The sequence below is a fragment of the Gardnerella sp. KA01001 genome, from assembly GCF_049244025.1.
In the GTDB taxonomy this organism is placed as follows: Bacteria; Actinomycetota; Actinomycetes; order Actinomycetales; family Bifidobacteriaceae; genus Bifidobacterium; species Bifidobacterium swidsinskii.
Genome location: NZ_CP058366.1, coordinates 658,044 through 674,804, shown reverse-complemented (window position 1 = coordinate 674,804; position 16,761 = coordinate 658,044). Strand labels below are relative to the sequence as shown.

Annotated in this window: 10 protein-coding genes, 1 tRNA gene and 1 pseudogene; 2 read left to right on the top strand and 10 right to left on the bottom strand. The window is 42.7% G+C overall.

Annotated elements, in window-relative coordinates; translation table 11 throughout:
• Positions 1-8: 8 nt before the first annotated feature.
• The 7 genes and pseudogenes from HXT59_RS02845 to HXT59_RS02815 form a co-directional block, all read right to left on the bottom strand.
• On the bottom strand, positions 9-1,265 hold the full coding sequence (locus HXT59_RS02845) for an ABC transporter ATP-binding protein (protein WP_421784053.1): 1,257 nt from the start codon (positions 1,263-1,265) through the stop codon (positions 9-11).
• Positions 1,265-2,119, bottom strand: a complete 855-nt coding sequence (locus tag HXT59_RS02840) for an ABC transporter permease (protein WP_421784051.1) — start codon at positions 2,117-2,119, stop codon at positions 1,265-1,267. Before HXT59_RS02840 ends, HXT59_RS02845 begins: the two co-directional genes overlap by 1 nt.
• A gap of 14 nt (positions 2,120-2,133) precedes the next feature.
• Entirely contained in the window at positions 2,134-3,384 is a 1,251-nt protein-coding gene (locus tag HXT59_RS02835) for an acyltransferase family protein (RefSeq protein WP_421777278.1), read from the bottom strand.
• Between the two features lie 82 nt (positions 3,385-3,466).
• Entirely contained in the window at positions 3,467-5,770 is a 2,304-nt protein-coding gene (locus HXT59_RS02830; protein WP_248893512.1) for a hypothetical protein, read from the bottom strand.
• Between the two features lie 84 nt (positions 5,771-5,854).
• Complete coding sequence (locus HXT59_RS02825) at positions 5,855-7,009, bottom strand: LicD family protein (RefSeq protein ID WP_421784048.1); 1,155 nt, start codon at positions 7,007-7,009, stop codon at positions 5,855-5,857.
• A 100-nt stretch (positions 7,010-7,109) separates the two neighbouring features.
• On the bottom strand, positions 7,110-8,048 hold the full coding sequence (locus HXT59_RS02820; RefSeq protein WP_421784046.1) for a DMT family transporter: 939 nt from the start codon (positions 8,046-8,048) through the stop codon (positions 7,110-7,112).
• 4 nt (positions 8,049-8,052) lie between these two features.
• Positions 8,053-9,912: pseudogene (locus HXT59_RS02815) on the bottom strand (phosphotransferase).
• 405 nt (positions 9,913-10,317) lie between these two features.
• Here HXT59_RS02815 and HXT59_RS02810 point away from each other — a divergent pair.
• Positions 10,318-11,250: a glycosyltransferase family 2 protein gene (locus tag HXT59_RS02810; protein ID WP_012914461.1), complete on the top strand. Its 933-nt coding sequence runs from the start codon at positions 10,318-10,320 to the stop codon at positions 11,248-11,250.
• Between the two features lie 93 nt (positions 11,251-11,343).
• The gene (locus HXT59_RS02805; protein ID WP_415693095.1) at positions 11,344-13,440 is read left to right on the top strand and encodes a hypothetical protein; all 2,097 of its coding nucleotides are present in this window, start codon (positions 11,344-11,346) and stop codon (positions 13,438-13,440) included.
• On the opposite strand, the gene HXT59_RS02800 is transcribed toward HXT59_RS02805, so the two are convergent.
• The 3 genes from HXT59_RS02800 to HXT59_RS02790 form a co-directional block, all read right to left on the bottom strand.
• Positions 13,426-15,438 carry a GH25 family lysozyme gene (locus HXT59_RS02800; RefSeq protein ID WP_415693096.1) on the bottom strand — a complete coding sequence of 671 codons (2,013 nt, stop codon included), beginning with the start codon at positions 15,436-15,438 and terminating at the stop codon, positions 13,426-13,428. The two genes, HXT59_RS02805 and HXT59_RS02800, sit on opposite strands and share 15 nt — an antisense overlap.
• A gap of 137 nt (positions 15,439-15,575) precedes the next feature.
• Positions 15,576-15,649, bottom strand: a tRNA-Gly gene (locus HXT59_RS02795).
• A gap of 120 nt (positions 15,650-15,769) precedes the next feature.
• On the bottom strand, positions 15,770-16,252 hold the full coding sequence (locus tag HXT59_RS02790) for a holo-ACP synthase (RefSeq protein ID WP_004109204.1): 483 nt from the start codon (positions 16,250-16,252) through the stop codon (positions 15,770-15,772).
• Between the last annotated feature and the right edge of the window lie 509 nt (positions 16,253-16,761).

Here is a 16,761-nt window from a genome sequence, read left to right as displayed (position 1 = left end):
AAATAAAGCTAGCATTTATAATGCTTTAAGCAAGTGAAAGTCATTGCATTGTCATTTAAGAGCGCATACTCACGGTTTCGACTATCTCTTACAGCAAACATGCACGAATTACTGTCGTTAGTAAACGCAACCATATCTGTTAATTCAGGATCAGTTTTGCTTCTAGTACGAAGAGAGGCAACAAGCTTAAATTCGCCATTATTTAAGATTTTAAGAGGCACTTCAAATTCAACTTTTTGGCGTCCTATTCCTTCGAGCTCAATTTTATCTGCTCCAGAATCATACGTGATTCCTCCACGTTTTATGTCGTGCATTGCTACAGCTATAAAATATTTTCCAGGCTCATTGAATTCATATTCAATAGCAAAACGGAATTTTTCTTTACAATTAAGCAACTGCTTACTCAAAGGAACAATGCGCATAAATGGCACTCGCTCATTCAAGCCAACAGCATAACTATCTTCACTTTCTCCGCCATTTTGGCTAGAAAGATTTTCTAGAGTGTAACGATTTGCAACATCGTCTTTATCTCCGTTAACAATCACTTCGCCATTCTTAATAAGAACAGCTTTATTGCAATAACGCTTTACTGCGTTCATATCGTGCGTAACAAGAATAACTGTTTTGTTAGCATCTTTTTTGACTTTTGCAAAATATTCATCGCATTTTCTTTGAAAAGCTTCATCTCCAACTGCAAGAACTTCATCAAGTACGAGAATATCTCCCTGAGCTTGAATTGCAACTGAAAATGCAAGACGCACTTGCATACCAGAAGAGTAGTTTTTAAGCTTTTGATCCATAAACTCTTCAAGTTCTGCAAAATGCACTATATCGTCATACATTTTTTCGATTTGTGCGCGCGTAAAACCGAGTAGTGCTCCGTTTAAAAATACGTTTTCGCGACCGGTAAGCTCTGGATTAAACCCAACGCCCAACTCAATAAATGGCACTAATTTGCCATTTACGCTTATTCTGCCAGAATCTGGAACGTAGATTCCAGAAATAAGCTTAAGCAAAGTGGACTTTCCACTTCCATTGCGGCCAACTATGCCAAAGAAGTCGCCTTTGCGCACTGTAAAATTAATATCGCGCAGAACGTGCTGTTCTTTGTAGCCTTTGATACCACGCGTCCAATTAATAAACGCTTGTTTCAAACCGCTTGCTTGCTCAGTTGGTAGCTTAAAGTATTTGCCTACGTGTTCTACTGAAAGTACGACTGGTTGCAACTCTTCTTTTTCAGTATTTGTCAACTCAATCTCGCTCATTACATCACCTCAGCAAACTTACGATTGCACTTGCGGAACACTGCGACGCCGAGCACACACAAGATTACGGTTAATACTACCGGAACCATCATCAGCAAAGGAGACCCTACTAAATTCCACACAGTAGGCTGAGTAAGAGGTGCTACAAGATTGTGGCGCAAATCTTGAATACACTGTGCAATAGGGTTAAGTAACTGCACTTTTGCAATAACCGTTCCCCATCTTCCTAAAGAATTATTACCAATCACCATGCTTAGAGGGTAAATGATTGGCATTGCGTAAAACAGCACTTGTTGCACCACGTCCCACAAGTGCGCAATGTCGCGAAAATACACGTACATAGTTGCTAGCAGCAGCGTTACGCCTAATGCTAATGCGTACAACTGTATACAATTCAAAGGAACTAATAGCACCCACCACGTAAATTGCACGCCTGAGCAGATGGCGAAAATGATTACTACCACAAGATTTATTGCAAAACTGATTAACGCGCCAACAGTTGCCGAAACCACCACAATATAGTTAGGAAAATGGATTTTACGCAGCAAATCTCCACGGTCTACCACCGCACGTAAACCAATCGAAGTAGCCTCGCCAAAGAACTGCCATGCGCTAATGCCAAGCAAAAGCACAACTGGATAGGTGGGCGTGCCATCCGACATTCGCAAAAACTTTGCAAACACTGCATACATTACGCAAAACAGCATGAGCGGTCGCAAAACCGACCACGCAACTCCCAAGAAAGACCCTTGGTAGCGCAATTTGAAATCAGTTTTCACCAGCTCTTTAAGAACCACCCACGAATAGTGGTATCTTGCGCGCAACTTATCTACAATGTTTTTCACAAGATACATAGTTTATCAGTTACTTACTCCATTTTGGATTGCGAATCCGTTTTGTGCACAGAACATACGCAATTGGCGACATGCTCCAAAGTTAGCGCAATTCGGTTGGAAATTGGTTTGATAACGAGATCTATTACAACTGCAACAACTGAAAGTGCTGCGTACGTACAAATTAAAGTAATTGCGTAAAGTAGCACTATGAGTGCGCTTGAGGAAGTTGTAGGAAGCATCCACGCCACGAACGTCCACAACGCTATGAAAATAAACATGTGCTCGTGAAGAAGGTATACTCCGAAAGTTGCTTTGGAAACGCGCAAAATTACGGTTCTTGCTAGTCCTTTAATTCGCAGCATATTTATTCGGTGTACGAGAATGAAAATACACATTGCAATAATCATTGGCAGTATTCCAATGCCGCCGTGGACCTGCTGATCCCACGTAAGAACTCGCACAAACTTATTCCCGGACGAAGCAACATAGTCGAAAGCGAGCATAAGAACAGTAGATATTGCTACGCACGCACAAAGTCGCTTCGTAGTAAGTTTTTTTATTCCGCTACCGTACTGCGCAATAAAAGCTCCGGCTAAATATCCAAAAATTGCGTAAATAATATCGTTCCAAGTATAATTTTTGCCAAAATATAGCGGAATAAGTGAGATTGACGCAAGAAGTACCAGCAGCATAGCATGATTGCGCTGAGTCATGTGACTTATAAGAATGTTGATAAAAGGCATGAACATGAGCATGATTAAGTACGCGCTCATGAACCAATAGCTTCGGTAAGTAAATGGCGTCACATTCCATAACAGCGTGTAGACAAGTTCTTTTCCGTGAAGTAAGTTGCTCAAATTTTCCGGAAGTAAGCCAAAGCAGTCTGCTACGAAGGTTACTGCCAGCACGATAATGCAGTAGAAGAACATTTGCGCCCACGCTGCAAAAACGCGTCGGTAGCGGAAGGTTTTGCGACATAAAAAGTAGCCGGAAATAATAAAGAAGGTTGAGACACCAACTTGACCGTATTGTACGACTAAGAATTTAAGTGCTGAACGCAAGCCTGGAGCCGGCAAAAGTTCCATATTGAAACTGTGCTCGCGAATGTTCAAATGTATGATCATGTGGCAGGCCACAATCATAAGCATTGCAATAATTCGCAAGACTTCAACTTGCAGGTCTTTTTGTGTGCCATTTTGCAGGTCTTTGGTCGATTGTAATACCGCTTGAGCTTGTGCAGAAGACGCTACTTTTTGCGCTGATTGTTTCTGTTCTACTACCATATTTTCTTCTTCAAAATTTTTTTATTCAAATTATCTGAATTGTAATTTACTAATAGTAACCAAATTGCAACTGATTCGTCTGTTACGTAAGTGGCGAGAACCAGGATTCGATACTTCTGTATATACTCGGCCTAGTGCCTTGAAGGTCTGAGTATCGTCCGTTGGCAAGGAGGTTTAAGGAACACAAGCCCACGCTGGAAATCACCAGAATAATCAAAACTTTGTGCATTAACTTAAAGTTGGCTTTAGAAGGCGGCTCCTCGCCTGTTTCGTTGACGCAACCAGAAGGAACGTCAACCGTGTGCACGCAAGACGAGACTTTGTCTACAAGACTTGCAATCACCATAATTGCACACAACGCTAGCAGCCAGCCGAAATCACTAAAGTACCTGCTGGAAATTCCTACTACTTCCGCATCTAATACCATAAGCAGTATCGACAATGTTAAGCCGAGCGTAAAGAATCCAGCAAGCTGCTTTTTGCGTAATTGTTGCTTTACTACCGGGTACAGTACTACGGCTGCGCATACAGGAGAGTAAGCGAGTAGGCCGCCAAAGAATGGCTCCATAATGATTTGCCCGTGGAACATTGACGGCAGCACGGATTGTTCCATAAACGGAAAAACTGGCGTAATAGTAATAGGCTGGAACAGGTACATCCATACTCCCCATGGGATTCGCGCCCAAGAGTAGGAGCGGTGAACCATGTCAAAACCGGTGAGATTGTAGGTTGCACCAAAATCGAGTGGAGAACCGAAACGCGCGTAGTTGTACCAGCAGGCGGCTAAGCCTATAAGAATCATTGGTGCGATTACGCATATAGTATTGATTACGCTGCTTCGTTTGAAGGCAAAAAATAGACGGTACTTTACGATTTCTTCCTTAAAAAGTACGAAAGCAAACAGTGACGCCAGAATAAATTGCGGTCTACACCATAGGTTTAGTGCAATACATACTGCTCCCAGAATGAGTAGCGACTTCCGTAAGTACGGGGTTTCAGAAAGAGTATCTTGAGTAGTTCGCGCTTGTAGCCACAATCCCAGTCCTAAGCAGGTGAAACACAATGATGACAGCATAGGAAGCGAGTAGATTTGCGGCAGATACGCCTGAATTAGCACTCCGCTGGACATGAGCATAACGAGATGCGACAGCACAAGGAAGCCGAAGGATCGCTTTGGGAAGAAGCGTCGAAGTAATTGCACCATAAGATAGATAGAAGCAATTGCGAAAGCGACAGCAAAGAAGGCGACGGCGTAATCTGTGCGCAAATCGTGGCCGGTAAGTACTTTGAACGGCACAAAAAGTAACAGTGCAGGAAGTGCGCCGAAGTAAGTAAAGTAGTGGCTTCCGTGGAACGCATAATCCCAGTAAGTTGGTTGACCAGTTTTTATCGACATGGCGTAGCGCGCGCCTGCATCGTAAGGGTTGCTCATATTCGGCAGCCAGTCAGGAACCGGCAGATCCAAGTACAGGTGACCTTTGAGCAGACTGTTCGCGAGGTGATTGTACTGGTTGGCGTCACATATAAAGCCGCCGTTATTACACACACCAGCTGTAAACATGTGTTGAGTACCAGTAACTTTCGTTACTCCAATAAGTATTGCGCACTGCACTAGCATTAACGCAACAAGCCACAACTGCTGCTTGCGCACACGCAAATCAAGTGCTTCTTTATAAATGCGCGAACGCGGAGCCAACGCGTATATCGCGTAAGCAATCAGCAACAACATCACGACACGAATAAGTGAAATATGTAACGGTCTACGCTGGTTCAACGCAAGATTAGCAATTGTAAAAGAATCGCCTTTCTGAAGCTTCGTACTCAAACGCAAGCCCGCAACTTTATCAACCGCATGCACGCGCACATACTTCGTATCGTTCACATTCGACGTAACTGGCTGAGACGCAACTTGAATATAGGAAGTACTATTGCCGCCATCCAACACATACACAGCAATATCGAGTGTGCGAGTGTGAGGCGAGCGCGTATCGACGTAAATGTTATTTATTTGAGAAGGCTGAGCGTAATGCAATTGTATGTATTGATCGTTTTTGCCGGTAACTGTGTACACGTCGCCGTGACGCGTCAAACCTGCACCGGTTGAAACTCTCTGAACAGGAGTTGGCTTGAATCCTGACGATTCGATTGCCGGAAAGTTGAACCATACAAGTTCCAGCAGAAGCACAATAATAAGCGGCATAATTAGCGATATGCGTCGTAAAACAGAACGCGTAGCGCGAGCACAATCGCGACTGCACTGTATCGCACTGCTTATTGCACCACTTATTGTGCTACTTACTGCATTACCCGCCATCGTTACGTTTCTTTCTGCCGCCACATCATTTACAGCAGTCGCATTACCGTTACTATTGCTCGTATCGCCCATATGCACACCTGTTAATTCCTTCGTACTATTGCCATTCTTAACGTTACTGTTTTGTAGAGTTACCGTTTTGTAGCGTTACATAACTCACTCAAGTCTGCCACAATCGATCGCATACGGATTTGAACGAATATCCTGCTCGATTACATCGTCAGTATGGCTGCTATGCAACGATTCACAGTCGACATGACGGAAGTGCGTAATAATATCCGACGGCAGCTGATAAATATCACCATACACGCGTTCCAAAATATCTTCCGATAACTGCGGTATAGCAACAGAAAAATCTTCAAAAGTTGCCATTTTTACTGGAAACATTTCGGCACATCGTGCAATATACAAATTCTCAGCATCAACATTATCCAAACCGTACACCACGTTGCGCGCGCAAGACTTACTCACCACAAGCCCCTGGTTTACAGCCTTCTTTTGGAAACTCTGAAAAATCTGTTCAATCTCCGCAGTATATTCGCCGCCCTGCTCAACATAACCGCGGTCAAGCCATGTGTTGAAAAAAGTCTGCGAACGCAACTCTTGCTGCAAATCCTTACGCAAAGACACAAAACTCTGCTGCTGTTCAGGCGTCAAATCAGGCGCGTAATCGTAGAAGAAAATATCCAAAAAACAAGGATTACTATTATTCGCGTAACGGAACCGCAACTGACGGCAGCACACGTACGGATCGTACACGAGCACCGCACGGTAGCGCGCGCACAACGCGGCATCCTCGCGCAACATCGTTAACAGCTTATCGATATCCTCTCGCATCATACCCAAGTCAACATCGTCATCCCAAGGAATAAACCCACGATGACGTACGCAACCGAGCAGCGTACCAAAATCAGCCCAATACTGAAGATTATGCTGCTGCGCAATCTGCGCAAACTCGCTCAGCAGCGACGCGCAACCACGTTGTATAACGCGCATAGAACCTGTAGCTTTCGGCAAACTACGGAAGAAACGCTTATGCGCATCCACGCTACTTTCGCCATCTTTCCTATAGTTTGACCAAGCCATAATCGAAGACTGCTCACGATTCGTCAAAATCTCCGCACGCAACGACTTCTCAACGTTATACTGCCCAACCTCAAGATGAGCGCAGCGAGCGTCGACACATTCTTGCAATCGAGAAATTTGCGTTTGAATAATGCTCAGCTGCTCGCGCATTTCCACAATAGAGCGTTTTGACGAAGGGAGTCTGCCTATTATCCAACTCACTATGCGACGTAACTGCGAAACCATAAGTTCATTACTCCCTCATTATTTAAAAACATACTTGCTATAGCGTACTGCTATAAACTGTTGCCACAATGCAATACAGGTTTATCATACTCCGTTGCGATTATTTTTCGGAAGCCACCACTACCGTCCCCGCAATTATCACCACGCAACAAACCCACGCAATAAGCGGCGGAATCGTTTGAGAAAGTAACGCTGCTGCAATCATGCTCCACACCGCGTACGTAATATTTCCAGCCATAGCGCGCGTCGCACCAACCTGAGCAATACCGCGGTAGTAGCACAAGTAGGAAGCAGCACCAAGTAACGCTATAAATATAGCTAACGCAATAAAGCCGGCTGATTGCATAATCTTTACGCTAAAAACCGGCAGTATCGTACACAACGGCACAATGAGTAAGGCGTACGACAGTGCGGAAACAGTTTCGCGCACGTGCAGCATTACTTCGTCGTCCACGCTTTGCTTTCTGGTAGCCCACGCGCAAGCAACGGCTTCACTTCCCCAACCAATAACACTGAAAATAGCCGCAATCAAACCTAAGACTATGCTGCCTGGAGAGAAGACAGTTGCGGTTGAAGATTCCACGCAAGAACAGTAGCCAAGCACTCCTACCGCAATAAGCGTTACAGCAAAAGCACAATATTTCAACGCACTTAAGCGTTCGCGCAACACAATAGAAGAAAGCACTATGCCAAAAGCCGGGTACAGTGCGGAAATCGCAGCAGCATAACCGGCACCAATATTGCTTGCCGCAATAGCGTAACCGGTCATACCAATTGGGCCTCCAAGAAGCGAACTCAACACAATAGGCACAATCAATTTCGTACGTTTGCAAAGAGCAACAGTTTCGCGCAACTTTGAACGACAAGCCATATAAATCCACAATATTACAGCGCACACAACGTCGTGAACGCAAGCGCCCACAACGCCCACATACCATATTGCAGAAGGTGTTAAACCATGAACAGATAACGCAACCAATACCGCAAGCAAAGCAGTATCAAGTCCCCAAAGCAGTCCGCTTATTAAGGAATATTTCATAAAATCACACCTTTGCTACAGAGCCTGCAGACCCGTCACAACCAGCAGATTCAGAGGATTCAGCGGATACGGCACCATATTCGCTCGAAACGCGGTCGACATAACGTTTCGCATAACGGTAATACAAATAACGACAGTCACCTACAGGCTCCCCCTCAGCCTCTTTTACCAACGACCACAAATACCAACACCACCCCGCAAAACCAACGTACGCCATGCAATGACGACGCTCAGCACAAGTAGGATTGCGCTCAAAATACTCCACTAGAACCGCGTCAAATTCCTGCTTATTAAGTGCGTCAGACACGCACAACGTACCCAAATCCTGCGCATAATCCGACATCCCCGCATACTCCCAATCAATCAGATGGTAGCGTCCAGAAACATCCACAAGCACATTCGCACCCAATATATCGTTGTGCGCCAAGCAAATTTTTTGGCAAGCATCTTTACTCACGCACTCATGCAAACAATCAACCTTATGAAGCAAAGCGTCAGCACCCTCAGGCAACGCAACACGGCGAGCGCACAAATCGCGCAAATAACGCTGAGATTCCTCATAAAAATCGAACCGTCTACTCACCGTAGCGCCACTGTTGTGAAGCTTACGAATCAGACGCATACCTTCGCGCAAATCGCAAGAATCGTGAAAATCAGCGGTACGACAACCTTTCAAAAAATGCGAAATTTTCCAGCCGTACTTCGGATCATCAGCAACCAACGTACCGTCCAAACCAAGGCGCTGCGCCGCACTCAAAGCCTCATCCTCAGCCTGGCGATTCACCAACACATCCGTGCCAACCCCTGGATGACGGTACACATACTCGTTAGAACCAACCGTAAAATGGCAAGAAAGATTCGTCAAACCATTTTTCAACGGGTAAACGTCGCGAATATCCGACTTTTTGCAACCAAGCACCTTAACGATGCGGTCAAAAACTTCACTGTCAACATTTTCCAAAAACAGCGGATCAAACTCGCGAAGTTCATCTAACGAATCGAACTCGTGAATAATCGGCGGATCGTAGCGGCGCATGCACATATCAAGCTCATCTAAATGCTCAATCAAAATATCTTCCCACAGCTTGCCAGCAGTCTGCGGCAAATCATATTCCGCACGCAAAATTCGCACAAACTTAGCCGAAAATTCGCTGTCAAAATACACGTGACCAATCATGTACCACGCATCACTGCCACCAATAGTTACCGAAGTAATGCGATCGTGCGCACCTACACTCATACACCACTCTTTAGTGCGGCCCTGCTGATATTGCGCAGAATAGTAAGCCTTCCACACGTATGGTTCAAAAGGATTTTCGTCGAAATAATTGTCAGAAGAACAAATATACGTGTTACTTAAAAGGTGAGCAACAGCCATGATTGAACTGTTGTTGTTGCGCTCACGATATTCCTTATTTGGCACGATTTTTACGCAAAAATCGCTTTTAGTAAACTTGTCTTCCAAATAGAAGAAACGTTCCTGCTTGTAGCCAACCACCACGCTAATATCGTTAATTCCCGCCTCTTGTAATTGACGAATTTGTCGTTCAATAAGCACTTCGCCGCGCACAGTGAGTAAACCTTTTGGCAATTCGTACGAAATTGGGGAAAAGCGGGAGGAAAGGCCGGCTGCCATGATTACCGCATTGTGGACGCGATGCGGTTCGAGTGCGGTAAGACCTTTTGATGTAACTTCACCATTAACAACAAACCCATGCTAAATAGCATCGCGTAACGCACTATTGACTGTGCCTAATGAAAGCTTCGTATGCTCAGCTATAGTACGTTGATTACTTCCTGACAAACGTTGCAATGCTGATATTACAGCAAATTCGTTATGAGTTAATGCTGAATATGCTTCCATAACAGTGTCTCCATGCACTAATCGAGGTGCATAATGATGACTCTATACATTTTGTTGCATTAGTATAGTATGCACAAAGGTGTTCAAAAATAATTATTATTAGTTTATTTTGAACATTTGACACTATTTGCAGCATACACTTTTATATGTATTGCATGCCACCATAACTATTCTTAATACTCACATTCATTACATAACTTGAAAAAATTACATAACACTTGCCACACAGTATAGCAGACTATATGCGCAAGTACTACGCACAGTACTGCACACTGCCACATAAACGCAAATAGATTGTTGCACTACAATCCACAACAATAGGTAAGATAACAGTGATATGCACATAGTATAAGAACATTACTGCTCATTCCATGCGCACCATTCGCCATTATGAAGGGACATATTATGACTTCTGTCGCAGTGCTGCTGCCGTGCTATAACGAGGCAATCACCATTGAAAAAGTTGTTAAAGACTTTAAGGCGGCACTTCCAGAAGCAACGATATACGTGTACGACAACAACTCAACGGACAATACTGCAAAAATAGCCAAAGAAGCAGGTGCTGTAGTTCGCAAAGAACCTAGACAAGGCAAAGGCAATGTGATTCGTGCAATGTTCCAAGACATAGACGCAGATGTTTACGTAATGGCAGACGGCGACGACACATATCCCGCTGAAGCGGCACCAAACATGGTCGCCAAAGTTATTGAAGGCTACGACATGGTTATTGGCGACCGTCTAAGTTCTACGTATTTCCAAGAGAATAAGCGACCATTCCACAATTTTGGAAATCGTTTAGTTAGAGGCGCAATCAACACGCTTTTCCACGCAAAAGTAACTGATATTATGACAGGCTATCGCGCTTTTTCTTTTTCATTCGTAAAGACTTATCCTGTACTTTCGCGCGGATTTGAAGTTGAAACAGAAATGACTATTCATTCACTCAACAACAATATAAAACTGTACGAAATGCCAATTCAGTATCGTGACCGTCCAGAAGGATCAGTTAGCAAGCTAGACACAGTTGGAGACGGTATTCGAGTGCTTTCAACCATTTTTCACATGATTCGCGAATACAAACCAATGCCTTTCTTTGGAACACTTGGCGTAATAATAACACTGTGCGGAGTAGGAGCATGCATGCTTCCATTCATAGAATTTTGGCGCACACACCTAGTAACACGCTTCCCTACTCTAATTGGTGCTGTAATGCTAATTATTACAGGATTACTATTCTTTATTTCCGGAATTATTCTTGAGATTTTAGCCAAAAATGAGCGCAAACGTTTTATAGAACAAGTAAACCTTTTTGATTACATAAAAAGAAATAGAAAGTAGCAACCTGTGCGAGCCGTCATAAAAAACAATCTTAAACTAAAAACTTATTTGCCATATATAGTGTGCTTTGTTATAAGCGGACTAATAACACTAATGTTTTTTAGTAACTTATTTCAAGCATCCGAATTAGGATTTAAAACACAAAGCATAAATTTAAGCACAGTAAAAGAAGTAAAAGCTGAACAAGCAGAAGACTCTACAAACGCAAGCCGTGATGAAATATATGCAAAATACAAAAATGACGGCGTACATATATCTAAAAATGGCGCAGATGTAGAATTCACAAACTTAAACACGTACAGCAAAACATTAGAGATTTCGCTACAACAAACAAAACCAGTTTATTACGTAACTGGAAGCGTAGAATTAGAAGACTTTGGTGTAGCTCCTGGATACGCTTTAGCTAGCCAATTTAAAATAACAACAGGAAAATTTAATACGACTAAAGTACGTTTAGAAAGTCACGGAAAACTAAACAAAATAAAATTACACTTTAATGAAACGCCAAACGGAATCGTTGTTAAAAATATAACAATTAATCCAAAATACAAGTTGCACATAAACTATGGAAAATGGGCTATATTATTCGTTTTTGGATCCGCGATTATAACTATACGTAAGAAAAAATGGCACAAAATAGCCTATATTCAAGGAGATCGAGCTCAAACCATAATTTTTTGGGCTTTGTGCGCAATAGTAACCGGATTCTCACTGTATATTTGGCTCCGATTAAACACTTATAATCGAATACGCGTTCCACTCTCCTACGATAAATACGATTTTATAGACGGAAACCCATATACAGAGCAGTTAAAAGCCTGGAAACAAGGATCGCTATCTTTGCTACAAGACCCACCAAATGGCTTATTGCATTCAACAAACCCATTTAGCATTGGCAAAAGAATGCAATTAGTGCGCGAGGGAACTCCTGCAATATGGGATGTTGTGCTGCATAATGGCAAATATTATTGCTACTTTGGAATAGTACCGTTTATTTTAACTTATTTGCCGTTTAACGCTTTGTTCCCAGCTTGGATGCCGAGTGCAATAATGGTAACAACATTATTTGCAGCAATTACAATACCAGCATTATTTGCATTGTGGAAAGAAATAATAACATTCTTTGAAATACGAATAAACTACTGCTCAATGCTGCTTATAGGAGCAGCCTTACCATTTGGGTGCCTTGTTTTTTATCTGCAAGCATCTGCATCGATTTACTACATGCCTATGGTAAGCGCAATGCTATTTGGAACACTATTTGTGTATGCATCACTAAAAGCTGTAAGACTTAAAAACAGCGTTGCACAATACGCCCTATTTGCTTTAGCTGGATTAAGCTTAGCTTTGCAATGCGGTTGTAGACCAAATTCTTGCATTTCCACAGTTGCGTTTATAGCTCCACTGTTTATTGCTTTACTGCTTAACAACTCCAGAAGCGTAGTAAATAAAGTATCTGCAGCTTTAAGCTTCCTAACTCCTGCAATAGCTGGGTTTGCCGGAATCTTAGTATATAACTACTTGCGTTTTGGTTCATTCTTTAACTTTGGTAACAAAGAACAATTAACAAATTTTGACTTGCGATTTAATCGTATAGCATTTGACCCTCTAAAAATCAAAGACTTGTTAATAAACTTCTTTATAAAGCCACCAAGCATAGATACGGAATTCCCGTATATTACAATAAACAGCTCAAACATTTCGGATTATGGAAATAGTTTCTTTAATCACATGACATTTGGTCTGCTATCAATACCACTTATTTGGGGCATTTTCTTAATAAGACGCAAGTACATGCAAAAAATCGAATACATAATGTGCTTAAGCGGAATAACATTCTCGATTATGTTAATCTACGTAAACTACTGCTTAGGCGGCAGCCTTTACCGTTATTATTGCGATTCAATAATAATTCTTATGATTATTGCATCTATTGGTTTTGCTAGAAGAAATTGCTCAGCTAATCAAGATGCGCAGTTGCAATTAGATAAAGAAAATGCATGCAACAATATCGAATTGAATAGGAACCAAATGTCTACTCAAACTCTAATCGTTGCATGCACTACATTAACGATAGTATTAGGATTCTTGCTTGTATTTGCAAATCACACAGAAGCTGCGAATGAAATACAATACACGAATCCAGATGCTTTTATTGCATGGAGCCAAATGCTATCAGTGGGCTTCTAACACAACATTCTGGCACTTTTGATGCCATAAGCCATTGCCATCATTGTGTTCATCTTCAATAGGCGCGCCGACCTTCTTAAAGTCACCGCGCGCATAATAATCCTTGCGAAGATTGAACATGATAACGAACTTCTTGTCTGTGCCATGCGTCCAAACATCACCATTCTGGCAACGCTGACGCCACCAGCCAGCACCCAAATTCTCCTCATCAGCAACAGGAGCACCAAGCCAACCAGCACCGCGATGCCTATAGTAAGAATCACGAAGAGCAAACATGATAACAAACTTCTTATCCTTACCATGCGTCCAAACATCACCATTCTGACAACGCTGACGCCACCAGCCACCGCCCATGTTTTCCTCTTCGGCAACAGGAGCACCAAGCCAAGCAGCACCACGATGTCCTTGGTAAGAGTCGCGTAACTCAAACTGAATCACGTACTTAATGTCTCTGCCATGCGTCCAGACGTCGCCGTGCTGGCAGTGCTGACGCCACCAGCCTGCGCCCAAGTTTTCCTCGTCGGAAATAGGAGCGCCAAGTCGCGAATAGCTTCCGTGCTTATAGTAGGAGTCGCGCAATTCGTACTGGATTACATACTTCTTATCTCGGCCTTGCGTAAACACATCGCCGTGCTGGCAGTGCTGACGCCACCAGCCTGCGCCCAAGTTTTCCTCGTCGGAAATAGGAGCGCCTAGACGAGTGAATCCGCCATGCTTGTAGTAGGAGTCACGCAATTCGTACTGGATTACATACTTCTTATCTCGACCCTGCGTAAACACATCGCCGTGCTGGCAACGCTGACGCCACCAGCCAGCACCCATATTCTCCTCTTGCGCAACAGGAGCACCAAGGCGAGCGTAGCCACCGTGACCGTAGTAGGAGTCGCGCAATTCGTACTGAAGAATAAAGCTTTTATCTCCGTTGGTCCACAGATCACGGCGATTTGCCTTCTTGCTTACTTTCCAGCCGTCTCCAACATCTTGCGAAGAATTCGCACTGGTGTTGGTAATCGTATTACCAAACTCAGAAACACCATTGATTTCGCCGCCACCAGCCATGCCGAATGCGTTCAAATCGACGCGACCATCAATTCCGTCAACGCTGCCGTCGGAAGTGTACTGCCATCCGCGCAATGCTGTAGAAATAGGGAAGCCTACGCGAGAACCGTAGCTAGCAACCCAGCTTGTACGCTCGTGAATATACTGAGAATTTAATGGTCCTCTCAAATAATTTGCATAAGAGTAAACGCCGAGCTTATGGTAGCCTGCAGAAACTAACTGATTCCACCAGGAAGCAACAATATCCTGGTAAACGTATGGTGATGTTGGTGGTTTATGACCACTCCAGCTCCACTTTTCCAAATCGTAATAAACAGGATACGTTAAATCGTCAGGGCTTACTCCAGCACCCTTCAAAAGCTTCACAATATCGGCACCCTCAGCGGCACCATCTTCAGCTTTTTCAGCATAAGAGTACATGTAAATACCAAACGGAATACCAAGACGCTTACATTCGCTAATATTGCGCAAAGCTTGCTTATCGTAACCGTTATCCCAACCGTAGCTAATACGAATAATCGCACCATCTACGCCAGAAGATTTTACAGCTTCCCAATCAATTTCTTTTTGATGCTCAGAAACATCAATAACCGCCTTAGCGTTATTAACGAACACATCATCATTTCCATCAATAAAAGCCGTAGTGCCATCAGCATCACTCCAATGCGCACCATACTCATTATCAATAAACGAGCTTTGATACACAGTGCCAGAATGTGATTGAATAATAGGCTTAACAACACTTTTGGTATGCACATTGGTATGCACATTAGCACGCACATTTGCATGCACATGTTCAATCGATGAAGATTTTTGCGGCGCAACGACATTCATAGTGAAAGCAGTAGCAGCCGACACTAATCCAGCTAATACACGTACGATAATCTGTCCCACGAGTCCTCCAGACATGTTTTTTACGTGTCTCTCCGCTATTACCATAGCAATAGCACCCTAATAGCAAGCATAAATTCAATGAAAATGTGAAAATAATATGCAAAACATGTGATTTTCACAAAAAACTGAAATAAATAAACCATTAAAAAGAAAATTGCAAAACGTAAAGCAAAAATAAAAAATGGAGCGGACGACGGGAATCGGACCCGCGTAATCAGTTTGGAAGACTGAGACTCTACCATTGAGCTACGTCCGCAATTACGCACCATATTTGCACGAAATATTCACGCACAAATATCGACTCGTTCAAGTATACAGATGCTTGTGACATCGACACAAGTGCACAAAACATATTTTTCTTATAATGTAGCTTTTCTTATAAGACTTCAAGCATTACAACAGCTGATGCAAAAGCTGAATTATCGTCTAATAATCCGTCATGACTAAGCGAAATATGCCAACGAATATTATCTATGTGCTCACTACTATCTACACACTCGCTGGACGCACTGAAAAGCGATTTTACAAGTTGCGAATGCACATCTGAGCTGAGAATAATGCGTGGGCAACCATGGGAATCGTTAAGAATCTCAATACTCGCCCATGGCATGTTATCCAGAGTATATGGATAAGGGTTATTTATTGTGCATAACGCCTCGGACCACGCTTTAATCACAGCTTCTTTGCCAGCCCAGCGTGCTGCAATATGTAAAGCTCTCTCATCATTCTTCACTTGCGCACGAAGATCACATTGTCGAAGCTCTCGCACAGAAAACAGCGCACGCCAACCATTGCCATCCTGCATCTGTTCAGCAAACTGCGCAACGTTTACCAAGTCGTGCCCTATTCCTGCAATCATACGCACCTACTTTTAACACACATACCTACTTTTTATGTTCTACTCAAAAACACTATATAAAATCTTGTATAAAATATATTTAAATCAACAATCACTTACGCGCTTTTACTGCAGTAGCAAACGCCGAAAAAGTCACCGGCAAATGTTTTCCAAAACTACAAAACCGCAACAAACACCAGAAAATTACGCACGCGACAAATTGCTTAAGCATGTGCACAAGAAACGCTACAAGCGTGATTAATTCATATACGAATAAATTACTATAAAACGATAAACTTTTAGATAATTTTAAATAATTCGTCGTTATGACAATATTTTATACATAGAGCACCCCCCCCCCCGGCAGAAAATTTTAAAGTTGTTATATATCTAACAATAAAAAAATTATATAAACTTTAATAAAATACTGTATAATATTATGAATTATGTGTATGCGCATAAATATTTATGCCAGTATTCGTTATGAAAAAATAACGAATAAGTATAGAAAAAATGGACATAAGTTTAGA